Source organism: Carboxylicivirga sp., assembly GCF_982718395.1.
Window position 1 is genome coordinate 1 of record NZ_CEXQWX010000085.1, and the last position, 26,207, is coordinate 26,207.

General features: G+C 40.1%; 16 protein-coding genes. 12 read left to right on the forward strand and 4 right to left on the reverse strand.

Annotated elements, in window-relative coordinates; all coding sequences use genetic code 11:
* Positions 1-32 precede the first annotated feature (32 nt).
* The 4 genes from AC4MRQ_RS15425 (at position 33) to AC4MRQ_RS15440 (ending at position 13,561) form a co-directional block, all read left to right on the forward strand.
* Positions 33-10,385: a PKD domain-containing protein gene (locus tag AC4MRQ_RS15425; RefSeq protein ID WP_491198589.1), complete on the forward strand. Its 10,353-nt coding sequence runs from the start codon at positions 33-35 to the stop codon at positions 10,383-10,385.
* 16 nt (positions 10,386-10,401) lie between these two features.
* Positions 10,402-11,475 (forward strand): PorP/SprF family type IX secretion system membrane protein, encoded by a 1,074-nt coding sequence (locus AC4MRQ_RS15430; protein WP_491198590.1) that lies wholly within the window; start codon positions 10,402-10,404, stop codon positions 11,473-11,475.
* Positions 11,476-11,653: 178 nt separating this feature from the next.
* A complete protein-coding gene (locus AC4MRQ_RS15435; RefSeq protein ID WP_491198591.1) occupies positions 11,654-12,256 on the forward strand; it encodes an OmpH/Skp family outer membrane protein in 603 nt (200 codons plus the stop codon).
* A gap of 57 nt (positions 12,257-12,313) precedes the next feature.
* Positions 12,314-13,561, forward strand: coding sequence for a glycosyltransferase family 2 protein (locus AC4MRQ_RS15440; protein ID WP_491198592.1), 1,248 nt, complete (start codon positions 12,314-12,316; stop codon positions 13,559-13,561).
* A 1-nt stretch (position 13,562) separates the two neighbouring features.
* Here AC4MRQ_RS15440 and AC4MRQ_RS15445 read toward each other — a convergent pair whose 3' ends face one another.
* Complete coding sequence (locus AC4MRQ_RS15445) at positions 13,563-13,886, reverse strand: hypothetical protein (protein ID WP_491198593.1); 324 nt, start codon at positions 13,884-13,886, stop codon at positions 13,563-13,565.
* An 87-nt stretch (positions 13,887-13,973) separates the two neighbouring features.
* On the reverse strand, positions 13,974-14,279 hold the full coding sequence (locus AC4MRQ_RS15450) for an FtsB family cell division protein (RefSeq protein ID WP_491198594.1): 306 nt from the start codon (positions 14,277-14,279) through the stop codon (positions 13,974-13,976).
* Positions 14,280-14,560: 281 nt separating this feature from the next.
* Between AC4MRQ_RS15450 and AC4MRQ_RS15455 the strand changes: the two genes are divergently transcribed.
* Positions 14,561-15,325: a lipopolysaccharide kinase InaA family protein gene (locus tag AC4MRQ_RS15455; protein WP_491198595.1), complete on the forward strand. Its 765-nt coding sequence runs from the start codon at positions 14,561-14,563 to the stop codon at positions 15,323-15,325.
* A 90-nt stretch (positions 15,326-15,415) separates the two neighbouring features.
* Here AC4MRQ_RS15455 and pruA read toward each other — a convergent pair whose 3' ends face one another.
* Positions 15,416-17,044, reverse strand: a complete 1,629-nt coding sequence (pruA, locus tag AC4MRQ_RS15460; RefSeq protein ID WP_491198596.1) for an L-glutamate gamma-semialdehyde dehydrogenase — start codon at positions 17,042-17,044, stop codon at positions 15,416-15,418.
* 281 nt (positions 17,045-17,325) lie between these two features.
* Positions 17,326-18,669 (reverse strand): type IX secretion system plug protein, encoded by a 1,344-nt coding sequence (locus AC4MRQ_RS15465; RefSeq protein ID WP_491198597.1) that lies wholly within the window; start codon positions 18,667-18,669, stop codon positions 17,326-17,328.
* A gap of 91 nt (positions 18,670-18,760) precedes the next feature.
* Between AC4MRQ_RS15465 and AC4MRQ_RS15470 the strand changes: the two genes are divergently transcribed.
* The 7 genes from AC4MRQ_RS15470 to AC4MRQ_RS15500 all read left to right on the forward strand — a co-directional run bounded on the left by AC4MRQ_RS15470 (position 18,761) and on the right by AC4MRQ_RS15500 (position 25,824).
* Positions 18,761-20,110 (forward strand): Na(+)-translocating NADH-quinone reductase subunit A, encoded by a 1,350-nt coding sequence (locus AC4MRQ_RS15470; protein ID WP_491198598.1) that lies wholly within the window; start codon positions 18,761-18,763, stop codon positions 20,108-20,110.
* 79 nt (positions 20,111-20,189) lie between these two features.
* Positions 20,190-21,347, forward strand: a complete 1,158-nt coding sequence (locus AC4MRQ_RS15475) for an NADH:ubiquinone reductase (Na(+)-transporting) subunit B (protein ID WP_491198599.1) — start codon at positions 20,190-20,192, stop codon at positions 21,345-21,347.
* A 12-nt stretch (positions 21,348-21,359) separates the two neighbouring features.
* The gene (gene nqrC / locus AC4MRQ_RS15480; protein WP_491198600.1) at positions 21,360-22,058 is read left to right on the forward strand and encodes an NADH:ubiquinone reductase (Na(+)-transporting) subunit C; all 699 of its coding nucleotides are present in this window, start codon (positions 21,360-21,362) and stop codon (positions 22,056-22,058) included.
* A gap of 12 nt (positions 22,059-22,070) precedes the next feature.
* Positions 22,071-22,730, forward strand: a complete 660-nt coding sequence (locus AC4MRQ_RS15485; protein WP_491198601.1) for an NADH:ubiquinone reductase (Na(+)-transporting) subunit D — start codon at positions 22,071-22,073, stop codon at positions 22,728-22,730.
* An 18-nt stretch (positions 22,731-22,748) separates the two neighbouring features.
* Positions 22,749-23,381 carry an NADH:ubiquinone reductase (Na(+)-transporting) subunit E gene (nqrE, locus tag AC4MRQ_RS15490; protein ID WP_491198602.1) on the forward strand — a complete coding sequence of 211 codons (633 nt, stop codon included), beginning with the start codon at positions 22,749-22,751 and terminating at the stop codon, positions 23,379-23,381.
* 19 nt (positions 23,382-23,400) lie between these two features.
* Positions 23,401-24,660 (forward strand): NADH:ubiquinone reductase (Na(+)-transporting) subunit F, encoded by a 1,260-nt coding sequence (gene nqrF / locus AC4MRQ_RS15495; RefSeq protein WP_491198603.1) that lies wholly within the window; start codon positions 23,401-23,403, stop codon positions 24,658-24,660.
* 156 nt (positions 24,661-24,816) lie between these two features.
* Positions 24,817-25,824: an FAD:protein FMN transferase gene (locus AC4MRQ_RS15500; protein WP_491198604.1), complete on the forward strand. Its 1,008-nt coding sequence runs from the start codon at positions 24,817-24,819 to the stop codon at positions 25,822-25,824.
* Positions 25,825-26,207 lie beyond the last annotated feature (383 nt).

Below are 26,207 nucleotides of genomic sequence, written 5' to 3' on the forward strand. Positions count from 1 at the left end.
ATGGCTGCCAGACTAGTCCGATTGAAGAGACAGTGACGATTAACCAACCCGACGCATTAACCATCACAATTGATAATGTTATTACTTTTATCGATTGCGAGAACGATGGCACTGGTCAGATTCAATTTGCTTTAACTGGCGGTAATAAGGATGGAAGTGGTAATCCTTCGTACGATATATTACTTACAGGAAAGGCTGTTCAGACTGTAACATCTGAAGGAACTGTTTCATATAGTGGTTTGGATGCTGGTATTTATACAATTGTCATTAAAGATAACCTGGCCAGCACGCAGTCAACTTGCACTGTGGCCGAGGCAACGGTTGTTCTGGAGTTGCTTACAATTACCGGTGTAGAGGTGCCAAATTCATGTGCCTCAACCACCAATAATGTGGGTGCTATTCGTAATATTAGCATTCAAGGAGCATCGCCAACAGCAGTTGTTTCGTGGGATGAAGTTGCCGGAGATGCTGTAACAGACAATACCCAGCTAAATCAAGAGAACTTGCCGGCTGGTACTTATGTGCTGAAAGTAGATGACACTGCAGCAAGAGGATGTATTGTAACAAAAACATTTACCGTTGGCGAATTAAATACCTTAGATATTTTAGGTAATGCAGTGGCAGTAACATGTAATGGGGCCAACGATGGTAAAATATCGGGTGTAAGCATTATTGGTACAGCTAATTACGATTACTTATGGACAGGTCCTGGAACTGTAGATAATACACGCATCGATGCCCAGGAAAATCTTTCTCCTGGCATCTATAACCTTACAATTACCGATAAAGATAATGGCTGTACCTTCAGCAAATCATGGACCATAACAGAGCCAACTCCGATTACTTACACACTTGAATTAGTAGTAGAGAGTTGTGCTCCATACCAACGTGGTATTAATGTGGTTAATCCGCAAGGAGGTAATGGAAGTGTTCCTACAGATTATACCTACTCATGGGTTGGACCAGATGCTTCATTAGTATTAGGACAAAACCTAAGCGGATTGGTTGTTGGTGGCACTTATTCTGTAACGGTTTCTGACGGAACATGTGAGCTAACGCAATCAATTGTTGTACCTGAAGAAGTGCAGATTATTGGTGAGGTTACCGAGTTAAATTGTAATGGCAGCAATGCCGGAGCATTTGATATGACTATAACAGGTGGTTCAGGAAATTTCAGTTATGAGTGGGTAAGAGAATATCCTACAGGAACTTTTACCAGTGTTGAAACAGGAATTGATATCAGTACAATTGATTTGAGCAGTCAGGGACCAGGTAAATATACTTTAACACTAACTGATAATTCAGAAAGTGATACAGGAGGTGCTTGTGAATATACCTGGAGCTACGAATTGGTTGAGCCAACAGCTATGGTGATTAATGGATCTGTTACTAACTTAATTTGTAATGGTGATAAGAGTGGACAAATTGCTATCAATGTAATTGGCGGCTCAGTACCATATTCTTACAACTGGACCACAGCTGATGGAAGTGGCTTAATTGCTACCAATCAGAATCAGACAGGTTTATCAGGCGGTACATATTCTGTTGTGGTTACCGATAGCAAAGGCTGTGTTTCTACAATTAATGATTTTACAGTTATTGAGCCTGATGCTGTTGATCTAATTATAGAAAATACTTCAAAACCTACTGATTGTGATGGAACCAATGGTGAAATTGATATTACACCAACTGGTGGTTCTGGCACTTGGGCTTACTACTGGAGTGCCTCTGATGGAGGTGTAATACTTCCTGCGAATGCTAACAATCAGGATCAGATAGGATTACCGGGTGGTACTTATTTAGTAAGAGTCTGGGATGCCGATCCGTTAGAAAATCGCACTGGTTGTTTTGTTGAGAAAGAAATTGTCTTAACAAAAAACATCTCGCTGGATTATAATGTAACTAATCAGGGATGTGCAGGAACAGAAAATGGGCAGATTGATCTGACTGTTTCGGGTGGAGTTGGGCCATATACATTTGTTTGGACGACTATAAGTGGTAATAATGCGAAAGTAATTCCTAATGCGCAAAATCAATCCGGCTTATCGGCTGGTGAATATCGTGTGCGTGTAACAGACTCGCGTACTCCTGCCAATTGTTGGGTTGAGGAGACAATACTTGTAGGTATTGATGTTGATATTCAGGTGAACGCTAATATTACAGGTGTTAGTTGTTACGGTGGAGATAACGGTTCTATTTCTTTACCTCAAGTAACAGGAGGAACAGGTTATCAATTCTTATGGACCGGACCATCAGGTAGTAATTTAGTTGCAGGTCAGCGTAATCAATCTGGTTTAATTGCCGGTGATTACCGTGTGGTGATTATTGATGTAGCATCCGGGTGTTCTGTAGAGAAGGTATATACCGTTGGTCAACCTGATGAAATCATTATCACACTTGATAATCTGGTTGATGTTGAATGTACGGGACAACGAACCGGTGAGATTGAAGTATCAGTTACTGGCGGTATTGGCTCATATGAATATCAGTGGACAGGCCCTGATCCGGATTTAGTTCAGGATGTGGCAAGTCAATCAAACCTTGTTGCGGGCAATTATTCATTAGTGGTTATTGATGATAATGGATGTAATAGTGCAACCTTTAATGTCACAGTCAATGAACCTTCAGATGCTTTAGTGCTTAATTGGATAAGTACATCGAATGTAAGTGCCAATGGAGGTAGCGACGGTTCGATTATCATTAGCGTAGCAGGTGGAACAGGAAATAAAACAATAAAATGGACAGGTGTTGATTTCTCAGGAACACCAATTGGTGGTATCCTACAAAATACAGTTAATCCAACTGGACTTGTAGCAGGTAAATATACCGTTACAGTGGAGGATGATAATAGTTGTGCCGAAAGCATTGTTGATATTATTGTATCTGAGCCTGATATGGCACTAACAATGTCGGTGAGTAAAAAAGACATACAACCATGTAACGGAGCTAATAATGGTGAAATTTCAGTTACAGCCTTAGGTGGAGAGGCGCCATATACCATCTCACTTATTAACTCAGGAGGATTTATTGTTCGCTTGGTTAATGCGGATGCCTTAATTGAAACAGGGTTAGCCCAAGATATTTACACAATAGAGGTAACAGATAATAATGGAACTGTAATTACACAGAATGTAAGCATAAATGAGCCTGCTGCACTAGGCATTAGCGCGACTAAAACAGATGTGACCTGCAATGGCGCAAATACAGGAACCATCACCTATCGAATTACAGGTGGTGAGGCAGCAGCACCTGACTATTACAAGGTTATTGTATCTGGTGCTGGTTCTTACAGTCAGGAATTTAATAATGTAGAAGCCAATTCAAATTACACAATTTCTAATCTTTTTGCAGGTGACTATAGTTTGACAGTGGTTGATAATGTAAGTGGAAATGCCAACTACTTGTTAGGGGAGAATTGCTCCGCTAGCACAAGTGTGACCATTACCCAACCGGAAGCAGTTGTTACCATCGCTAACGATGCAACAATTTGCGAAGGTGAATCAACAACATTGCAGCTCACAGTAAGTAATTATCCGGTTAGTGCTGCTAATCCATTAGAAGTTACTTTAAGTGATGGCAATCCGTATAATCTCACATCTGCTAATACAACCATATCAGTTAATCCAAGCGTCACAACTGTTTACAGTGTAAGCTCAGTTGAGGATGCCGGATGTAATAAAGGCGGTAGTGATGGTAGTGAGGCAACAGTAGTGGTTAATAAATTACCAAGTGCTAATATTTCATTACTGGGAGCTGATGAAATTTGTGAAGGTGAAAGTACGCAGTTCCGTATTAGACTGGTTGAAGGTGAGCGACCTTGGACAGTGGTTTATAACGATGGAGTAGTCAACACAACATTAAATATTACGACACCAGATACAGTAATTACCGTATCACCTCTTACTGACAGAACGTATTCATTGGTTTCAGTAAATGATGGTAATTGTGATGGTTCGGTAAGCGGTAGCATGAGTATCACAGTTAACGAGCTACCAGGTGTTACTATGGCTATTGATCCTGCTAATTCAACAATTTGTTACGGTGAAAAATCTGAGCTTATCTTTACATTCCCTACCGGATCACCGGATTATAAGGTGACGTATTCTGAAGGTGGAGTAGCAAAAACAGTGAATGCGATTCCATTGGCAGGTAATCAGTTTACTTTGGAAGTTTCACCACTTGAAACAACGGAATATCAATTGTTATCAGTTAAGGATAGCAATGGCTGTGATGTACCATTTGCCGATGGAACGCGTATAACAGTTAACGTGATACAAAATCCTGAAGATGCAGGAACAATAACTGGTAACATGATCGTCTGCCAAGGTAGTACTCAAAGTTATTCAGTTGATCCAATTACTGGTGCTGATTCATATGATTGGACTGTACCGGCAGCTGTTGGTAGCATATTAACAGGAAATGGTACCACGACTATTACCGTTCAGATTTCTGATTCCTTTACCGGAAGTGCTAATATTGAAGTGAAAGGTGTCAATGCATGTAACTCAGGTGTTGCTTCACAATTGGTATTAACGGCCGATCCGTTGCCAGGCAAAGCCAATACACCAACAGGTCCAGTATCTGTTTGTGAAGGAGAAACAGGCATGCGTTATAGCATTAATCCTGTAGCTGATGCCAACACTTATGTATGGACAATACCGGAAGGACTGGAGTTTGTTGGAGATAATAATGGTACTGAAATAGTTGTAGATGTTAAGACTGGTTATAATAATTTCACTGGTGAAATAAGAGCCATGGCTGTTAATGTTTGTGGCAATGGTGAGGTTTCAGATGAACTATTGGTAACCGTAAATCCTTTACCGGTGGCTAATGCCGGAACCGATGAGTCCGGCGTGTGTAGCAGTACACACCAATTGAACGCAGCTAATCCGGGAGCAGGTTTTATTGGTCGCTGGACAGTGCTTAAAGGAACAGCAACCATAGATGCGGGTGAAGAGAACCTTTACAATGCGAATATAAGTGGTATTTCACAAGGTGAGAACACATTCTTATGGACAGTAACAGATAATACAACGGGTTGCTCAATTTCGGATGAAGTGACCTTGTGGAACGATGAAATAACTGTTAGTGTGAGTGCTAACCATACTTCAACATGCGACGGTACTGTTGTTGTTACCGGTTCAGCCATTCCAATTGATGCACAAAGTGGCTATTGGACCATCACTACTGGTGGAGGAAATATAACAACTCCAGTAAGTGCTAATATTGCAATTATAAGTGATTTGGCTCCGGGATTAAATACCATTGAGTGGACAGTTGTTAAAAATGCATGTGAAAGCAAGGCCTCCATTAATGTAATGAACAATGTGCCAACCGAACCACAAATATTCGATAACAGTGGTGCAGTGGCTGATACAATAGATTTGGTTTGCCAATCGGATGCTACATCAATATCTGCAACAGCAACAGCACTGCCAGGCGAAACAGGTACCTGGAATGTTGTGGCAGGTTCTGCTACTATTACACCAAATGCCAATTCAACAAATATTAACCTGAGTAACTTGCCTAAAGGTGAAACCAAATTAACGTGGACACTGCAAAATGGCTCATGTACTAAGGTGGCAACTGTAGTAATACGGAACAATGCGCTTGATGTATTTGCCGGTGATGATGTTACCTTATGCGGTGATGTCTTTACATTGGATGCAACTATTCCTGCAGCAGGTGTAACAAGTCAATGGTCAATACCTACCGGTATGGGTATTGGTGTATTTGCCAATGGTACCGATCCAAAAACTGATGTTACTGGATTGGGTAGAGGTAATAACACACTTAGGTGGACATTGACCAAAAACGGATGTGAAAGTTATGACGAGATTATAATAACAAATAATTCTGCCACCCAGGCAACTGTTGGGGCAGAACAAATCATTTGTTCTTATGAAACCATTTTAACAGGTAATACTCCATCTGCAGCCTTTGGTGAAACAGGTTTCTGGTCAGTTATTCAAGGATCGGCGCAATTTGATGATGTTAATGCTGAGGATACAAGGGTAACTGGTTTGGCTCATGGCGTAAACATTTTAAGATGGACCATTCAGCACAATGGCTGTTCATCAAATGCAGACTTGAAGATTACCAATCAACATGTTGAAGTTTATGCAGGTAAAGACACTGTTATTTGTGGTAAAACAGTGACATTAAACGGTAATGTTCCCGATTCGGGTGATGAAGGCGAATGGTCTCTGATTTCAGGATTAGGTGGAGGTACATATAAACCTGAGGACAAAAATAAGCCGACAATATTAATGGGAGGATTAGATTACGGTAAGAATGGTTTTGTATGGACTATTACTCATGATGGTTGTAGGTCTTCCGATAGTATTATCGTTTCAAATGATAATCCATACTATATCGATTCTGAAGGTGATAAACGTGAAGTGTCGGCCGGCGATCCATTTACAGTGGCAGGCTCAACCGCTGTCTTAGCAGCTGATGATCCGGAAGTTGGTTCGGGTCTATGGTCTCTGGTTTCAGGTGGTGGAGTATTAATTGATCCAACCATAGCTGGTACTCAAGTAACTGACCTGCGCAGAGGTGAAAGTGTATTCCGATGGACTGTAACGAACGGAGTTTGTAGTTACTATTCTGATGTGACCATAACCAATGGTTCAATTGAAGAATCTAATGCAGGAAGAAACGATACAACCTGTACCGGTGCAATTCAATTATCAGCGAATGAACCAATCAATGCTTTAGGAGAATGGAGTGTGGTTGATGGGGCCGGAGTTTTCGATGATAAAACAAAATATAATACGTGGGTCAGAGGACTCGATGAAGGCAATAATGAATTTGTTTGGACCTTATATAATGGAAGCACTCAATCAAGCGATAATGTAGTTATCACAAATAATATGGTCGCACAGGCCAACGCAGGTGATGATGATGAGATTTGTGCCAGTGATGAATATGAATTAAGTGCAGTCGAACCTATGCCGGGAAGAGGAATAGTTCAATGGTCGGTTGTGAGTGGTGGTGGTACCTTTGATGACGATACCTCACCATCTACCTTTATCAGAGGACTGAGTCAGGGTGTAAATACGCTTAAATACCGAATTTCGCTTGATAAGTGCTACAGCGAAGCTTACGTAACGATAAGCAACAATACACCAACAACCCCAGATGCAGGTGAGGATAAGATTATTTGTGTCGACTCCTTAAAGCTTAAACCTAACACTCCAACGTATGGTGTTGGAGAATGGACTGTTACTGAAGGTTATGTAGAGCCCGATGCACTTGATGAAAATTGGGCAAAACGTTTGGCTCCCGGACAAAATAAGTTGGTTTGGACAATCAATAATAATAATTGTTCATTAACAGATACAATTGAAATCATTAATAATGAGCCAGATATTGCCAATGCAGGAGAAGATGTGGTTGAAGGATTATGTGTTGATCATACCTTCCTAAGTGCCGGACCTGTATTATCTGGCAGAGGTATTGGTCGTTGGGAGTTGGTGGCAGGTTCAGGGACGATAACCGATCCAACGGATCCAAAGTCGGAAGTTACTGGTTTGGGTACCGGCGTTAATCGTTTCAGATGGATTGTAGACAATCAAGGTTGTATCTCAACGGACGAAGTAAATATTTCCAATAATTACTTAGAGGCAATAGCTGGTAATAATCAGGTGCTTTGTGCGGATACAGCAATCTTGAGTGCAAATTCAGCTCACCCGGGTATAGGAACATGGGGTGTAGAAGCAGGCTCAGGTTCAGCTAATTTCGACAATCAGGGAAGCCCTTATACAAAGGTGCGAGGGTTAGAACAAGGAGATAATACTTTAATCTGGACCATTAGTTATGGCGGATGTACGGATACTAGTAAAGTAATCATCACTAATGATAGTCCTTCGACAGCATTTGCTGGTGATAACCAGTCCTTGTGTGATAATAATAACACAGTTCTTAACGCTAACGACCCTGCTAAAGGAGATGGGGAATGGAGCATCCTTAATGGATCTGCTGATTTTAGCAGCATGGACGAAGCTAATCCGACTGTTTCAGATTTGGCCTTTGGTGATAACCTGTTCCGTTGGACAGTGACGCATAATGCATGTGTTTCTGTATCGGATGTAATGATAAGTTATAACCGAATTGAAGCTATTGCGGGCGAAACCCAGCAACTCTGTAGCGATGAAACGCAACTGGAAGGTAATACTGCTAATCCTGGTGTAGGAACCTGGACGGTTGTAGGAGGAACAAGTCAGGCCATCTTCGAAGATGTGAATAATCCGAACTCTAAAGTTTCCAATTTAGCGAAAGGTGCTAATTTGATACGATGGACCATTAATTACCGTGGCTGTGAAACCTTCTCAGAAGTGAATCTGACCAATAATTCGCCTAGTACGGCTTATGCGGGTAACCTTCAGGAACTGTGTGTGGATAATACCACATTAGATGCGACTGATCCAGTTGTAGGAAATGGAAAATGGGAGGTGCTAATGGGATCGGCTTCAATTACAGATCTCAATAATGAGAAATCTACTGTTACAGGCTTGTCAAAAGGTGATAATGTGTTCCGATGGACTGTTACCAATGGTGTTTGTTCGTCATCTGATGAAATACGAGTGATTAACAATGAACCGTCAATTCCTTATCCTGGAGCAGATGAAGAAATATGTTATGATTTTATCAAGCTGAAAGCGGAAGCACCAGAATTTGGTACAGGATTGTGGAGCATTGATATTGGAGCAGGTAATTTTGATGATCCTGCAAATCCAACAGCGACGATATCCAATCTGAATCCGGGCGAAAATGTTCTAAGGTGGACTATTACGCAAGGGCAATGTGACTTGTACAAAGTGATTAAGATCACCAATAACGCGGCAGATATTGCACAAGCAGGACCGGATATTGAAGATTGTAAAGATTGGTCGCAATTAGACGCCAATATACCACAAGCGAAACTGTTTACAGAAGCCACTTGGTCATTAGTATCTGGTAAAGGTGATTTTGATAGCGCAACTGATGCTAAAACTACTATACGAAACCTTGGATTTGGTGAGAATATTTTGATGTGGACCATCAAAAACGGTTCGTGTTTTACTTCAGATCAGGTTACTATTTTTAATAAGATACCAGATCAATCAGCAGCAGGTGATGATCGCACTACTTGTGAGAATTACATCGTTCTGAATGCGAATAACCCTGTTGATGGTGTTGGTAGCTGGTCGGTTGTTAGCGGCAGTGGTACGTTTGAAGATGCAGGTAAGCATAATACAATGGTTACCGAAATAGGATATGGTGAAAATATCTACATGTGGACCATCGCATATGGTGATTGTACCACAGAAGATAAAGTGACAATTGTAAGTAACAAAGCTACACCTTATGCCGGTGAAGATGATGTAAGCTACGAGGCAGACTATGCTATGCAGGCACAGAACCCGGGACAACTTAAAGGTCGATGGACCGTAGTTGCAGGAGGAGGCACTTTTGATGATCCTGAATTCTTTAATACGACCGTTCGTGACTTGCCAGTTGGTAAAAGCACATTCCGTTGGACTATTACCACAGATGGCTGTGAAGCATTCGATGAAGTAACCATTGAGTACAAAGAAGTACCAGAGGCAGGATTTATTGTGGATGTTGAACAAGGCTGTTTCCCGTTGAAGGTTAAGTTTACTAATTACTCCGTGGGCGGAAGCAATTATACCTGGGATTTTGGTGATGGAGAAACCTTAAGCACAACAAATGTTGGTGGACCAGAGTATACATATGAACAAGCCGGAACTTATACGGCGGTCTTAACAGTAGCAGGTCCGGATGGCAACGATGCAGTTTATACTCACAAAATCGTGGTTCATGATCATCCGGTAGCAGACTTTAATGTTGGCCCTGAAGTTGTGTACTTACCACAGGACGAAATCAGGTGTTATGATCTGTCAATTGATGCAATCAGTTGGTTCTGGGAATTTGGTGATGGACAAACCTCTGAAGTTCAAAATCCATCATATACTTATAGCCAGGAAGGTATCTATGATATAAGCTTAACGGTGCGTAACCTGTATGGATGCGAAAACAGATTTACTAAAGAAGATGTTGTAGAAGCGCATATGAGTGGTTTTGTAGAGTTTCCTACCGCCTTTAGGCCTCGACCTGGAGGATCAGGTAATTCGGGTGTAATTGGAGAGCGTAATGATGCTATATTCAAACCAAAACATCGAGATGTTGAGCAATACCATATACAGATATTTAACCGATGGGGACAATTGATTTATGAATCACAGGATATTGATGAAGGCTGGGATGGTAATTACAAAGGACAATTAGCTCCTCAGGCAGTTTATGTTTATAAAGTATCCGGTAAGTTTACCAACAGCAGAGAGTTTAATAAAGCTGGAAGTGTATTATTAGTGAGATAATGAGAGTATGATAAAAATGAAGCATACATGCGGAAGAGTAAATAGTACTGTTAAAAGAGGCATCCTGATGATACTCTGTGTGCTAAGTTATAGCAGCTACGCACAGGATGTATCTTTTTCTCAGATGTACGCTGCTCCAATGTATCTTAGTCCTTCATTTACCGGGCTAACCCAAGGGACACGATTGAGTATGACTTATCGTGACCAATGGCCGGGTATTCCAAATACATACCGTTCGTATGCATTAGCAGCCGATCATTTTTTTGAGGATTACAGCAGTGGCATTGGTATCATGGTGATGCGCGATGACAGTGGAAACGGACTTCTGGTTCGTCAGGATATAAGCGTTCTGTATTCATACGAGTTTGAGGTGGCTCGTGAATTATTTGTGCGTCCGGGAATTGAGTTTATGTATAAAGAACGTAATCTTGATTTAATGGGCGCTATTTTTCCTTCCGATCAAGGGAGTAATGGGTCTACTATTCCGGGTTCAATATCCGGCAATGAGCAGTTTAATCATAAGCAATTTGATGCTGCTGTTTCAGGTATGATCTATAATAATGATTTCTGGTTTGGATTTGCGCTTCACAATCTTGTGAAAAGTGATCAGGGTACGACCGATATACAAACATACAATCCATTTAAAACATCTGTTTACGGCGGGTATAAATACAGGTATAAAGATAAGATGCGACGTAATGATGAGCAGAGTATTACGCTGGCATTTAATTATAGGATGCAGCAAGACTTTAATCAACTTGATATTGGTACCTATTGGTATATCAATCCGATGGAACTGGGTTTATGGTACAGAGGTATACCTTTTGCATCGGATGGGGGGCTAATAAACAACGATGGTTTGATCTTTATTCTTGGAATTAATGTTGGACCTGCACGTTTTGCTTATAGCTATGACTGGACACTATCGGAACTTAGTGGGTATAGCAATGGAGCCAATGAGTTAACCTTGATTTATCGCTTTAACCAGGGAAGTAAACGACGTAAGGTACGTGGTGCTGTTCCTTGCAGTGCACCAGGTATAGATGGTTCAGGATCCAAATACCGTCGTCGCTCACGATCATTTTTCTAATATCAGGTTATGATGAAAATTGACGCGCTACAATATTAACCAGAGTTTGATTTGGTTTTTACTGCTATCATAGGGACATCTGACAGGGAAAAAAAAGGAGCAAATATTTTTATATGTAGGGTAATCACTTATATTTGTTCTCCGTAAAAACAAAAGGTTAAATTTCACTAGGGAGAGTATGAAACAATTATCAACAGTGTTGAATAAAGTAGGATTAGTAGCTGTTATTATTATATTTTTATCAAGTTGTACCAACTCAGGAAATGAACAAGCTAAAGCAGTTACAGGTGCTGCGCAATCGGATGACTTCTTTCCATTTGCATACATTAATACCGACTCATTGCTTTTAAACTATACATTTGCGAAAGAAGTAAATGAGCAGCTAATGAGTAAGGAAGAGGCTTCAAGAGCTGATTTCAATGAGAAGGCTAAGGTGTTTCAGCAGGATGCTGTTGAGTTTCAGCGTAAAGTGCAAAATAATGGATTCTTAAGTATGGAGCGGGCTCAGAAAGAGCAGCAGCGTTTAGCACAGAAAGAACAAGAATTACAGCAATTAAACCAACAGCTGACAAACGAATTAATGGTAGAACAAGATAAGTTAAATCGCCAATTGCGCGACACATTAATGAACTACCTAGAGGAATATGCTAAAAGCAATCCTTATAAAGTAATTTTAAGTAATACGCTTGGAGATAACGTTTTGTATGCAGCACCAGGAGTAGACATTACCAACGAAATTGTTGAGGCATTGAATGCACGTCATGCGGCTGCCAAACAATAAAAGTTAAGATATTAAAAGAGGGGCAGAGGTCAGCAGGCTTCTGCCTTTTTTAGTTTTATGAGTAAGGTTTTTACAAAATATTTTGCCAGACATAAAGTTCAGGTTGAACAAGTTGGTGAGAGTGATTTAAAGGTTGTTGTTCCTGTATACCTTGAAGAAGACACCCTGCCAATTATGCTGAATAGCTTGATGGAAGCGAAGAGGTGTTGTAAAAGAAGTGTTGAAGTCATTTTAGTTTTCAACTATCCTGAGGGTGCCGCAGATTTGATTGTGAAAAGGCAGCACGATTTGTTGGAATTCATACAAAACCAGTATGCAGAATCAAATAAAACAGGCTTTTTGCTAACGGTTTTAACAGACTTTGATGTACCAAAAAAGCATGCAGGTGTTGGACACGCCCGTAAAACAGGGATGGACTATGCAGCTTATGCTTTTTACAGGCAAAATAAGCCGGATGGTGTCATTATCTCACTTGATGCTGACACAACGGTTGAGAACAATTATTTTGAAGCTATTTATAAGGCTTATTTAACCAATAAGTATAATGGCTGTACAATCCATTTTGAGCATCCATTACATGGAGACTTGGATGAAGCTGTCTATTCTGCCATTGCAGAATATGAGTTGCATCTTCGATACTATATACAAGCTTTACGCTATGCTGGTTTTCCGCATGCCTATCATACTGTTGGTTCCTGCTTTTCCTGCACTGCCGAAGCTTATGTGAAGGCAGGAGGTATGCCTGGAAAACAAGCGGGAGAAGATTTCTATTTTCTACAGAAGGTTATTCCTCAAGGTATGTTTGGTGAGGTTAACAACACTTGTGTATATCCATCTGCCCGTCCATCTGAAAGAGTGCCTTTCGGTACCGGACCTACAATTAATAAGTTGTTGGAATCTGGAGATGAATACCGAACTTATAACTTACAGGCTTTTATTGATCTGAAGGAGTTTCTGGATGTAAAAGATCAATTGTTTGAAACCAAGGATGATGATTTTGAGGATTTTGCTCACCAGTTAAGCGGGCGCTTCAGAAGTTATCTGATGAATTTGGATTTTATTAAAGCACTGAAGCCGGTAAAAGATAATTGCGGCTCTCTGAACATCTTTCAGAAGCGTTTTTACGAAGTATTTAATGCTTTTAGAGTTGTCAAATACCTGAACTATACCCATGCCCATTTTCTTGAAAAAACGCCTGTATTTGATGCTGCTTTAAGCCTGTATGAGAAAATGAAGCATAATGAACCGGATGTTTTTGAAAGTTCTGAGCTTCTTGGATATTATCGCCAGTTGGAAAAGGAGTAATTTACTTTCTGATCCGGCGGAAGCTGGCATAAGTGTCAAGAACAGCTGTTAAAAGAATAAAAATAACCCAATAACGACGATAGGTTAACATAGCCCATGCGGCTGGAGCCAACATTAGTGAGCTATACAGTAAAATAGTATAAACGCGCTGATTTTCAGGTTTTCCAATCGTTCGGTTATAAAAGCGGATAGCAATCATTACAAATGCTCCTGTAGAAAACACCCAGGCACCATAGCTCAGGTCACTTATATGCATCAATACCCCTAAAAAAACAAGCGCCATTCCTACATAGTAGATGACACTTAGCAGTTTATATATATTCATTTAAAAATGCTGTTAATCAGTTGTGTAATTTAATTTTATGAATAAACCTCCTTTAAAACCCTAACTCAGAACTCAAAACCCATAACCCTATTCTTCTTCCACCACAAAAATAACTTCATTTTCTTTTTTCATAAGGTATTCTTCGCGGGCAAACTTCTCAAGGTTTTCAGTACTACTCTGAAGTTCTTTCATCTTTCGGTTGTTTTGTTCGATCTCCTGTATGTAATGCTCTTTTTGCTTCTCTAACTGAGTAATGCGTGAAGCCAGCCGGTAACGGTCAATTAAGCTGTTTTGATCAAATACAGTAATCCACACAATAAAAGCAATCGTTGCTAAAAAGAACTTATTACTGATAAGTGGCTTAATGTATTTTTTAAAATTCGACCAATTCATCACAAGAGATTTGTACAAATGTAGTGTTTTATCGAATAACAATCTAAGGTAAATCGCGTATTTTTCATTGGTTTAATTACCCATTTTGACCTTTCAAATATCAATTTATCGACTTCATCCTAAACTAAAATTTTTCCTGCTTTAGTTGTGATATGTTTGTACTTATCAAGTGATAGATTTTATGAAACGAACATGAATTTTAGCATGCTAAACTACACTCAAGAGCTTGGTTAAAATTCATCGAGAGTTCCATCTGACATATGAAGATAAATTTTAAACAGATGAAAAAGATCGTATTAAGTGGAGATTATAAAGAGCTTAACAGTTTCATAAAGGAGATTGAATGCAATTTTGAAAATGGAGGTGAATGGATAAAGGATGCAAGGAATAAGATTAAGAAAATAAGTGTGAATGGACGTAACCTGTGTGTGAAATCTTTTGGTAAGCCTACAGTTTTTAATCGACTGATGTACTCTTATTTTCGAAAGTCGAAAGCTCAACGTTCCTTTGAGTATGGACAAAAGCTATTAAAACTTGGAATAAGTACGCCGGCACCAATTGCTTTTGTTGAGATTTATAATCGTTGGCGCTTTTTAAAGAGGGCCTACTACATTTCCGATTTTGAGGAGGTCGATTATCATATGACGTATGTACTGAATAATGATGTACCAGAAAAGGAAGTGATACTGGGTGGTTTTGTGCGATTTATGGCTAATGGCCTGCACCCTAATGGTATTTACCATAAAGACTTTAATGGCTCCAATATATTGGTTAAGCAAATGCCAACCGGTGCTTTCTCATACTCCCTGATAGATTTAAATCGGATCAAATTTGGAAGACCAATAGGTTATCATCAAGGACTTAGAAATATGCAGCAGATAAATTCTAATCCTCTTTACCTGATTGAATTGGCCAGGTATTATGCCAGCCTGAAAGAAATAGATGAAAATGAAACGATTTACGAATTGATATTCGTGAAGTATATCCAATGTTTGCAACGACGCTATACCAAGCGTTTTTTACATTCGCTCAAATCACACCTTTAGTATATATATGACGAATCAGGTTTGATTCAAAAAGAAAGGCTCCCAATAAGGAGCCTTTCTTTTATGCTAATGGTCTCTCGATCTAATTATCTACTCTGCTAAGAATGGATATTTGAAATCGTGAGGCGGAACAAAGTTTTCCTTAATGGTACGTGGGCTTACCCAACGCATTAAGTTAATTGCAGAACCTGCCTTATCGTTTGTACCTGATCCGCGTGATCCGCCAAATGGCTGCTGTCCTACAACGGCACCGGTTGGTTTATCATTGATATAGAAGTTACCAGCTGTGTCAACCAAACGCTTAGTAGCCTGCTCAATAACGTAACGATCCTGAGCGAAAATAGCACCTGTTAATGCGTAGATTGAAGTTTTATCAAGGATATCCATTGTTTCCTCAAACTTGTTATCGTCATACACATAAATGGTTAATACAGGGCCAAACAGCTCTTCTTCCATTGTGCGATACATTGGATTAGTTGTAACGATGATAGTAGGTTCAATAAAGTAACCAACTGACTTATCGTGACCACCACCAACAACAATTTCAGCTTCGTTGCTGGCTTTTGCTTCATCAATCGCACCTGCTAATATGTCAAATGAAGTCTCGTCGATTACAGCATTTACAAAATTGCTGAAGTCTTCTGGAGGCCCCATTTTCACTTCTTTCATCTGCTCTTTTACGTAGCCCAGGATTTCGTCCCAGCAGCTGGCAGGCATATATGCACGTGATGCAGCTGAACACTTCTGTCCCTGGTACTCGAAAGCACCTCGAACGATAGCAGTTGCAACAGCTTTAGTGTCACATGATTTGTGCGCTAAGATGTAATCTTTACCACCTGTTTCACCAACTATACGTGGGTATGTCTTATATTTCTCAATGTTATCGCCAATCGCTTTCCATGTGCTCTGGAATACGCCTGTAGAACCAGTAAAGTGGAAACCTGCGAAATCAGGATGAGAGAAAATTTCTTTAGCAGCAACAGGACCTGATGCATAAACAAGGTTAATAACACCGTCAGGTACACCAGCTTCTTTGAATAACTTCATTAAGAAATAAGCCGAGTAAACAGCAGTCTTTGAAGGTTTCCAAACAGTAACGTTACCCATCATGGCAGGAGCTGTCTGAAGGTTACCGGCAATAGATGTAAAGTTAAAAGGAGTTAATGCGAATACGAAACCTTCTAACGGACGGTACTCAACGCGATCCCAAATGCCAGGAGCTGATTCAGGCTGACCAGCATAAATCTCAGTCATGTACTGCACGTTAAATCGGAAGAAGTCAGCTAACTCACAAGCCGAATCAATCTCAGCCTGGAAAGCATTTTTTGACTGACCTAGCATGGTCGCAGCATTAATCAACTGACGATAAGGACCAGCTAATAAATCAGCAGCTTTTAAGAAGATAGCTGCGCGGTGCTCCCAACTAAGGTTAACCCATTGTTCACGAGCATTTAAAGCAGCATCAATAGCCTTATGAACATGTGTTTCATCTCCCTGGTGGTAATGACCTAAAGTATGTGCAATTTCGTGAGGAGGGTGGATACGTTTTTTATTACCTGTACGGATTTCTTCGCCACCAATAAACATTGGGATATCTAACTCTTGAGAGCGAAGATCTTCTAACATTTTTTTTAATTCGGCACGCTCTGGTGTTCCTGGAGCGTAGCTCTTAATCGGCTCGTTTACAGCCGGCGGTACTTGAAAAATTCCTTTTGGCATAGATTCTATTTTATTTGGTTCTTATTTGAGTCAAATTTATGACCTTAACGAACGGAATACAACTTCAATCAATGACCTCTAAATCGAAGTGAAACAAATCTATGAAATAAAAAAAACGATGTATATGAAATTTGTCAGGGTTTAAGGTGAATTATTTATGTGATTTGTCAGGGTTTGAACTTGGGAAGTTTCAAATTATCATAGGTGATGGTATCGGAGGAAGTTGAAGTAGTTTCATTTTCAAGTTGGAATTACAATTGTTACATATATCATGTTGTGGATTACTTCCCCTTCACACTATACTTTAACGAATTGGAAATATTCACACCAATCAAACGCTCATAATTATCACTCACAGTTTGAAAATACACATATATGATATAATCATTTTCGGTTTGGCCATAATTACCGTCAAAGCGCTCTACTTCAGCTTTTGTATGATTATTTTCAAGAAAGTGGTACTGGTAGTTATAGAACCCTTGCTTGAGAAGCATGGTTAACTCATAGGTATGTGTATTGTAGTTATATTCCATTCGGTTGGCTTTGTTTAACTGCCAGTCACTTAATCCTCCGGAAACATAAATTTGTCCATCCACATATGGAGCTTGAACAGGTAATTTAAAATGCACATATACATAATCAGCTTCAATATATGGGTCGCGATTTTCTTTTACCTCGATATAATATTTGCCATTAAAATCTTCACGATAGAAGTACGGTTTTTGACTTAAAAATTTATCAGGAAAGAGTGTAAAGTGATAATGTGGGTCGAAAAATGAGATGTTATCAACATGCTCTGGAGCAAAACGTGTACTTCTTATGTCCAGCCAACGGTATTCGTTACCGCCATCAAACAAATTTTCACGGTTGTATGAATAATCCAATTCCTGGTTACGGATAAATAATGGTTTCAGGTCATCAATCTGGTTATCCCACCGGCCATTTTGTTGCAGAATTACCTTAACTTCCTCACGAGGGTTATTGATCCTGAAGTTGGGGTGTTGAATGGTAAAGTTTACTTCCTGCATCGATTCTCTGAAGTTGGAATTAGATGTATATTTAATCCGCGGGAAAATACTCACCAGTTGTTCTGTTACATAAAAGGGGCGTATCAATACCGGATGGTCTTCTTTGCCTAATTCAAATACTTTGATAATGTAATTGCCTGATAGTTTAAGCTTGATATCCCTATTAGGAAAATCGAGTGTATAATGTATGTAATCAAAAGTCGTATTAAAGGAATATTGATAGTCTTCAATGCTATTGGGCATAAAGCCATCAACATATTCTGTTTGCATCAGGTTCGATTCTTCCCAGTCAGAGGTACAGTGGATAATGCTGTATTGGTAGTTCTTAGATTCATATGCAAAATCATCAAATTCAAGCGTTAGCTGTTCCTGAGGATAAAGATTGATGATGGGATAGGACATGTTCCATCCTTTTTTATACAATTGAACCGTTTTGATATTCGAGGCTGTTTTAACAGGGGTATTACCAATACTGTTATGAATCGATGTTGTATAAATTACAATGATTAAAGAATAAATAATCCAATCTTTTGGTAATCGAGAGCAAAAAATCTTTTTTACCCCTTTCAAACCGTTAATTTTCCTAAAATACCTCATGATAGCATGTGTTTTACAACCGCAATATATATGGATTAGTGATAAATTTATGTACTTTTGCGCGTAAAAATAAAAAAACCGTTTTTCAAACATGTCAGAGGTAATAAAAATCAAAAAAGGTCTTGATATCCAACTTACCGGCAAAGCCGATAAAGTTTTTGGTCAGGCTGAATTACCCGAGCTTTTTGCAATGAAACCCACTGATTTTCATGGTGTGGTTCCTAAAATGGCTGTAAAGGTTGGGGACAAGGTGAAAGCGGGTACAGTTTTATTTTTCGACAAGTATCGTCCGGAAGTAAAATTTGTGTCTCCAGTAAGTGGAGAGTTGGCTGCGGTTAACCGCGGCGAACGCCGTAAAATTCTAGAAGTAGTCGTTAAGGCTGATGGTTCTGATGAGAAAGAGCAGTTCGGAAGTGCTAATCCAGCAGACTTAACAAAAGAACAAATCATTGAGAAGCTGCAGGCAGGTGGTCTTTGGCCGTTTATCCGCAAACGTCCATATGACGTTATTGCAAATGCTGATGAAACACCTAAAGCATTCTTTATTTCAGGCTTTGACAGTGCGCCTTTGGCACCTGACATGGATTTTATCCTTTCAGGACAGGAAGAAGCATTGCAGGCTGGTATAAATGTGATTAAACAACTATGTGACAATGTTCATATAGGTGTTCAAAATGATACTGCTTCAAAAGCTTTCAAAAATCTTAAAGATGTAACTGTTCATGCATTTAGCGGCCCACACCCGGTCGGTAATGTAGGTGTACAGATTCATCACACCATGCCGATTAACAAAGGTGAAGTTGTTTGGGTAGCTCAGCCGCAGGAGATTATTGCTATTGGTAAACTATTTAGCGAAGGTATCTATGATGCCGATCGTATAGTTGTGTTAGCAGGAAGTGAAGTTGAGAAAAAGGGTTATTACCGGACAAAAATAGGCGCCAGCATCTCTACATTGGTGAAAAATAATGTTATAACAGACAATAATCTAAGGTATATCAGTGGTAATGTACTAACCGGAACTCAGGTTGAAGATGACGGTTATTTGGGAGCATACCATTCGCAAGTGACAGTTATTCCGGAAGGTGATTACTATGAGTTTATGGGTTGGGCAATGCCAGGATTCAATAAATTCAGTATGTCGCGTTCTTTCTTTAGCTGGTTAAACAAAAAGAAAGAATACCGTTTGGATGCCAACATGCACGGTGGACTGCGTTCATTTGTGGTATCGGGTCAATACGACCAGGTGTTACCGATGGATATCCTTCCTGAATTCTTATTCAGATCTATTCTTGTAGAAGACATTGATAAGATGGAGCAATTGGGTATTTATGAATTGGCTGAGGAAGACATTGCTCTTTGTGAGTTTGTGTGTACATCAAAGCAGCCTTTACAAACCACATTGCGTAAGGGTATTGATTTAATGATTAAAGAGTTAAGTTAATTTAGTCAGTAGTCAGAAGATAGTAGTGATTGGAAATAAACTACTGACCACTGACTAATAACTATAAAACTAATATACATTGAAAGCGTTAAGAAATTTATTAGATAACATCAAACCTCACGTTCAAAAGGGCGGGAAGTTTGAGAAATTTCATTCGACCTTCGATGCACTGGAAACACTGTTCTTCGTTCCGAATACGACGAACAAAAATGGAGTTCATGTGCGCGATGCGGTTGATTTGAAACGTACCATGGCATTGGTGGTGAAGTCATTGATTCCAGCCTTGCTCTTTGGTATTTGGAACACTGGTTACCAGCATTTTCTGGCAATGGGTGTTGAGGCTTCTTTCTGGGCAGAGCTTGGTCATGGAGCATTGAAAGTATTACCAATTGTAATTGTGTCATATGGTGTTGGTCTGGGCGTTGAGTTTATGTTTGCTCAGCTTCGTGGGCACGAAGTACAGGAAGGTTTTCTTGTATCGGGTATGTTAATTCCTTTGATATTACCAGTTGATATTCCATTATGGATGGTGGCTGTAGCTACAATCTTTGCTGTTGTAATTGGTAAAGAGGTATTCGGTGGAACAGGAATGAATATCTGGAACCCTGCTTTGGTAGCACGTGCCTTCTTATTCTTTGCCTATCCGTCAAAAATGTCAGGCGACCAGGTATGGATTTCAGGATTAACCAAAGGCGAAGGTGTTGTTGATGGTTTTTCGGGAGCTACACCACTTGGTGAAGCAGCTTCAAACATTGTTCCAAGCCACTCTATCCTTGAGAGCTTTATTGGAATGATTCCTGGTTCAATTGGTGAAACTTCAACTATAGCTATTCTAATTGGAGCAGCCATTCTTATTTATACAGGTATTGGAAGCTGGAAAATTATGGTTTCTGTATTTGCAGGGGGGTATGTAATGGGATTACTATTCAACCTTTGGGGTGCTAATACCTTGATGCAGGTAGATGCTTTACATCACTTATGTATCGGCGGATTTGCTTTTGGTGCTGTGTTTATGGCAACAGATCCTGTATCGGCCACTCGTACAGAAAAAGGTAAATGGATATACGGATTCCTGATTGGTTTCTTAGCCATCATGGTACGTGTATTCAACCCGGCATATCCGGAAGGGGTAATGTTGGCCATCTTATTGATGAACACATTTGCGCCGCTTATCGACCACTATGTGGTTCAGGGAAATATCAAACGACGTTTAAAAAGAGCTAGTGTAGCTGCCTAAATAATTAGTAAAATGGATAGACAAGGAAATACTTATACTTTTCTGTACGCATCTGTTATGGTGATTGTGGTAGCGGCTATCTTGGCCTTCTTAGCGCAATCGTTAAAACCAATGCAGGATAAAAATGCGGCGATAGCCAAAAAGATGGATATCCTGAAATCGGTACAGATTGAAAGTACAGCAGCTGATGCTGAAGCAAAATACGAGAAATACATCGGACAAAGCGCTTATGTAATCAATGTTAAAGGTGAAAAGCAATCTGGTTTGGATGCGTTTACTGTTGACCTTGCCAAAGAGGTGAGGAAAGACAATGCTGAGCGTGCGTACCCGATTTATGAGTGTAAACTCGATAACGGATCAACTAAATATGTGATTCCGGTTAGAGGTAAAGGTCTTTGGGGCCCTATCTGGGGTTATGTATCACTAGACGAAGACAAGAACACTGTTTACGGGGCAACTTTTGGTCATAAAGGGGAAACACCCGGATTAGGTGCTGAAATTGCAACACCAATTTTTCAGGACCCTTTCAAAGGTAAAAAGCTGTTTGATGATAACGGTACTTTTGCTTCTATCGAAGTAGTTAAGAAAGGACAGTCTCAGGGCGACCTTCACAAAGTGGATGGTATCTCTGGTGGTACAATTACCAGTGTTGGTGTGGGCACCATGTTGGAAGACTGCCTGAGTGGTTATGAAAAGTTTTTAAAGAACTAAAATATTGTGACGATGAGTAGTGAAAAAGAACCTTTGTTCTCAGCTAAGAATCTGAAGCTGATTACAACTCCTCTGGGAGCACAAAACCCCATTACCATTCAGGTGTTGGGTATCTGTTCTGCTTTGGCGGTAACAGTTAAATTGGAGCCGGCCATTGTATTGTCCATCTCTGTAATGTTTGTAACTGTATTCTCAAACCTGATTATATCATTGTTGCGTAACACCATTCCTTCACGTATTCGTATTATTGTGCAGTTGGTAGTTGTAGCATCATTGGTAATTATAGTAGACCAGGTGTTGAAAGCCTTTGCTTATGAAGTGAGTTTGCAGCTATCGGTATTTGTCGGGCTGATTATTACCAACTGTATCATCATGGGACGTCTGGAAGCCTTCGCTTTAGGTAACAAGCCTTGGCCTGCGGTACTCGATGGTATAGGAAACGGCGCTGGTTACGGTTTTATACTGATTGTAGTCGCTTTCTTCCGCGAATTGTTAGGAACAGGTAAGTTAACTCTACCTGGTCTTGGATCTTTGCAGGTAGTACCACAAATATTTTATGATTGGGGGTATCAGGACAATGGTTTCATGATTCTGCCTCCAATGGCATTGGTTGTGGTAGGTATCATTATTTGGGTACAGCGTTCTCGAGATAAAGATTTGATAGAATCGTAATTGTAAAAAAGCAGAAAAATGGATTATGTAAATATATTTATACGGTCAATCTTTATTGATAACATGGTATTCGCTTACTTCTTTGGTATGTGTTCATACCTGGCAGTATCAAAAACCGTGAACACCTCTTTAGGTCTTGGATTGGCTGTAACTTTTGTATTGAGTATCACCGTACCGGTTAACTACCTGCTTAACGATTATGTGTTAGGCGAAGGTGCATTGGTATGGTTGGATAACCTTCTTGGATTAGAAAATAAGTTTGCAACTTATGACTTGAGCTTCTTAAGCTTCATCATGTTTATCGCCGTTATTGCATCAATGGTGCAGCTGGTTGAGATGATTGTTGAGAAGTTTGCTCCTACACTATACACTCAATTGGGTATCTTCTTACCGCTAATTGCTGTAAACTGTGCCATCTTAGGTGGTTCGTTATTTATGCAGGAGCGTGAATATGCTAACCTGGGTGAAGCAACTGTATTCGGTGTTGGTTCGGGTATTGGTTGGTTACTGGCTATTGTTGGTATTGCTGCCATCCGCGAAAAGATTCAATATTCAGATGTGCCTGCCCCATTACGAGGTTTGGGTATCACCTTTATTGTAACCGGATTGATGGGTGTGGCATTTATGAGTTTCATGGGAATTCAGTTGTAAAAAGTAAAACGTATTAGAAATGACATTATTAGCAATTGATAGTACAGTAATCTTCACCAGTATAGCGATTTTCCTTATGGTAATCCTTGCCTTGGTGTCGATTCTATTGTACGCTAAGAAAAAACTAATGCCATCGGGAGAAGTAACCATCAACATTAACGATGGTGAAAAAGAATTGGTGGTGGACCCGGGCCAGACCTTGCTTTCAGCTTTGGGTGATAATAAAATCTTCCTTCCTTCAGCTTGTGGTGGAGGTGGTACATGTGCCATGTGTCGCTGTCAGGTAGATAGTGGTGCAGGTTCAATCTTACCAACCGAAACAGGTTATTTCACCCGTAAAGAGCAGGCTAACAACTGGCGTCTGGCATGTCAGGTGAAGGTAAAAGAAGACATGACCATGCAGATACCTCAGGAAATAATGGGTATCAAGAAATGGGAGTGTGAAGTGGTATCTAACGACGGACAAGCGACCTTTATTAAGGAGTTTGTGGTGAAGTTACCGGAAGGTGAAATCTTAGACTTTAAATCGGGTGGATATATCCAGATTGATGTACCTAAGATTGATGTGGACTTCAAAGACATGGACATCGAAGAAGAATATCGTGGCGAATGGGAGAAATTCGGCATGTTTGACCTGAAGATGAAGAATCCGGAGCCAACTTATCGTGCTTACTCAATGGCTAACCACCCTGCAGAGGGTAATATCGTGATGTTGAACATCCGTATTGCTACTCCTCCATGGGATCGTGTTGCAGGTGGATTCCAGAAGGTAAATCCAGGTGTTTGTTCATCATTTATCTTCTCGCGCAAGCCGGGTGATAAAGTGACCGTTTCAGGTCCTTACGGTGAGTTCTTTATTAAGGAAACCGATCGTGAGATGATGTTTATTGGTGGAGGTGCTGGTATGGCGCCAATGCGTTCACACATCTTCCACTTGTTCCATACTTTAAAGACAGGTCGTAAAGCGACTTTCTGGTATGGTGCACGTTCACGTAAAGAGATTTTTTACGAAGATCACTTCCGTGCCATTGAGAAAGAGTTCCCGAACTTTAAGTTCACTATTGCACTTTCTGAGCCGTTACCGGAAGATAACTGGGAAGGTGCAACAGGCTTTATTCACCAGGTGATTCATGACGAGTACTTAAGCAAGCATGAGGAGCCGGAAGATGTAGAATACTACTTATGTGGACCTCCGATGATGAACGATGCAGTAACCAAAATGCTGTACGATCTTGGAGTACCGGATGAGATGGTTGACTTTGATGATTTTGGATCATAAATAATACTTAAAAAGCCCCTTAATTGGGGCTTTTTTATGAATATAATTCAGAGCCATGAAAGGATCGGATCTTTAGTACAGCTTGCAATTAAAGATCCAATTCTTAATTTCATAATTAAAGCTTGATTTCTCACCTTTGCCGAAAAGAAAATGCAAATGAATTTTTATATACGAACTACATTGGCTTTTGTAATTGTAATAATGGCAATTGCCTGCCAGCCGCAAAAAGAATATATCCGCACAGAAGGGCTTATTTTTGGCACCATCTACCATATGACCTATGAAAGTTCGGAAGATTTGTCCGACACCATACAGAGTACCTTAAATGCCTTTGACTGGTCCATGTCGACCTATAAAGAAGAATCGGTGATCAGTAAGATCAATCGAAACGTATCAATCGAAACAGATACCTATTTCCGTCAGGTGTTTAATAAGGCTAATGAAATAACAGAAGCAACCAATGGAGCCTTTGATATGACTGTGGCGCCTCTGGTCAATGCATGGGGATTTGGATTCTCAAAAAAGGATAGTGTCACCGCAGCTACGATTGATTCGATTATGAACGATGTGGGTATGAATATGGTTCGTTTGGAAGGACAAAAGATTGTAAAAGACAGGCCGGGCATTATGCTCGATGGCAGTGCCATTGCTAAAGGTTTTGCTGTGGATGTTATTGCAGACCTGTTGGAGTCGTTTGATGTTGAGCATTATATGGTAGAGATAGGAGGTGAGATGCGGGTGAAAGGGCATAATCCTAAAAGCACCGCATGGCGTGTTGGGATTGATAAGCCTATTGATGACCCGGAAGTGTTGAATCGACAACTTCAGGAAATTATTGGTATTTCGGATATTGCCCTGGCAACTTCAGGAAACTACCGTAATTTTTACGTCAAAGGTGGTAAGAAGTACGCCCATACCATCAGCCCGTTTACCGGTTACCCTGTTGATCATCCTTTATTGGGCGTATCTGTTTTGGCTCCTGACTGTATGTCGGCCGATGCTTATGCCACCGCGTTTATGGTACTGGGATTTGAAAAAAGTCTGGATATTGTTGAAAATCATCCTGATCTGGAGGCTTATTTTATCCTGGATGGCAGTGAGGATGAGGAATATGATATTAAAATGTCGAAAGGCTTTAAGAGATACATTATTGACAAGAATTAATTCAGACCTTAACTTGCCATTTGTTGAAAGCATTGTTTCAGGTGCTTTTCGATAAAAACGAGAGATACAACACAATGGGATAATGGCGTGTTGGGTTTGGGAAGTAATAAGTTGAATGAAAAAGAGGTTTTCAACATTTGAAAACCTCTTTTTTAGGATCAATTGACATTTTTGCAGAAGGAATAGTTGCGATAGTTGTTTCGCAGCAATTTCAAAAGAATCAAAACACATCAAGTTCATATTAATCTTGCCTTCGGCGACTTACTTTTTCCTTCAGGAGAAAAACTAAGGAAAAACCCCGTTGGCTGCAGCACTCATTGACCCACTTTGCATTCATTTCGGAAAAGATTTATTACATGATTATTGCTCCATTCAGCATTATT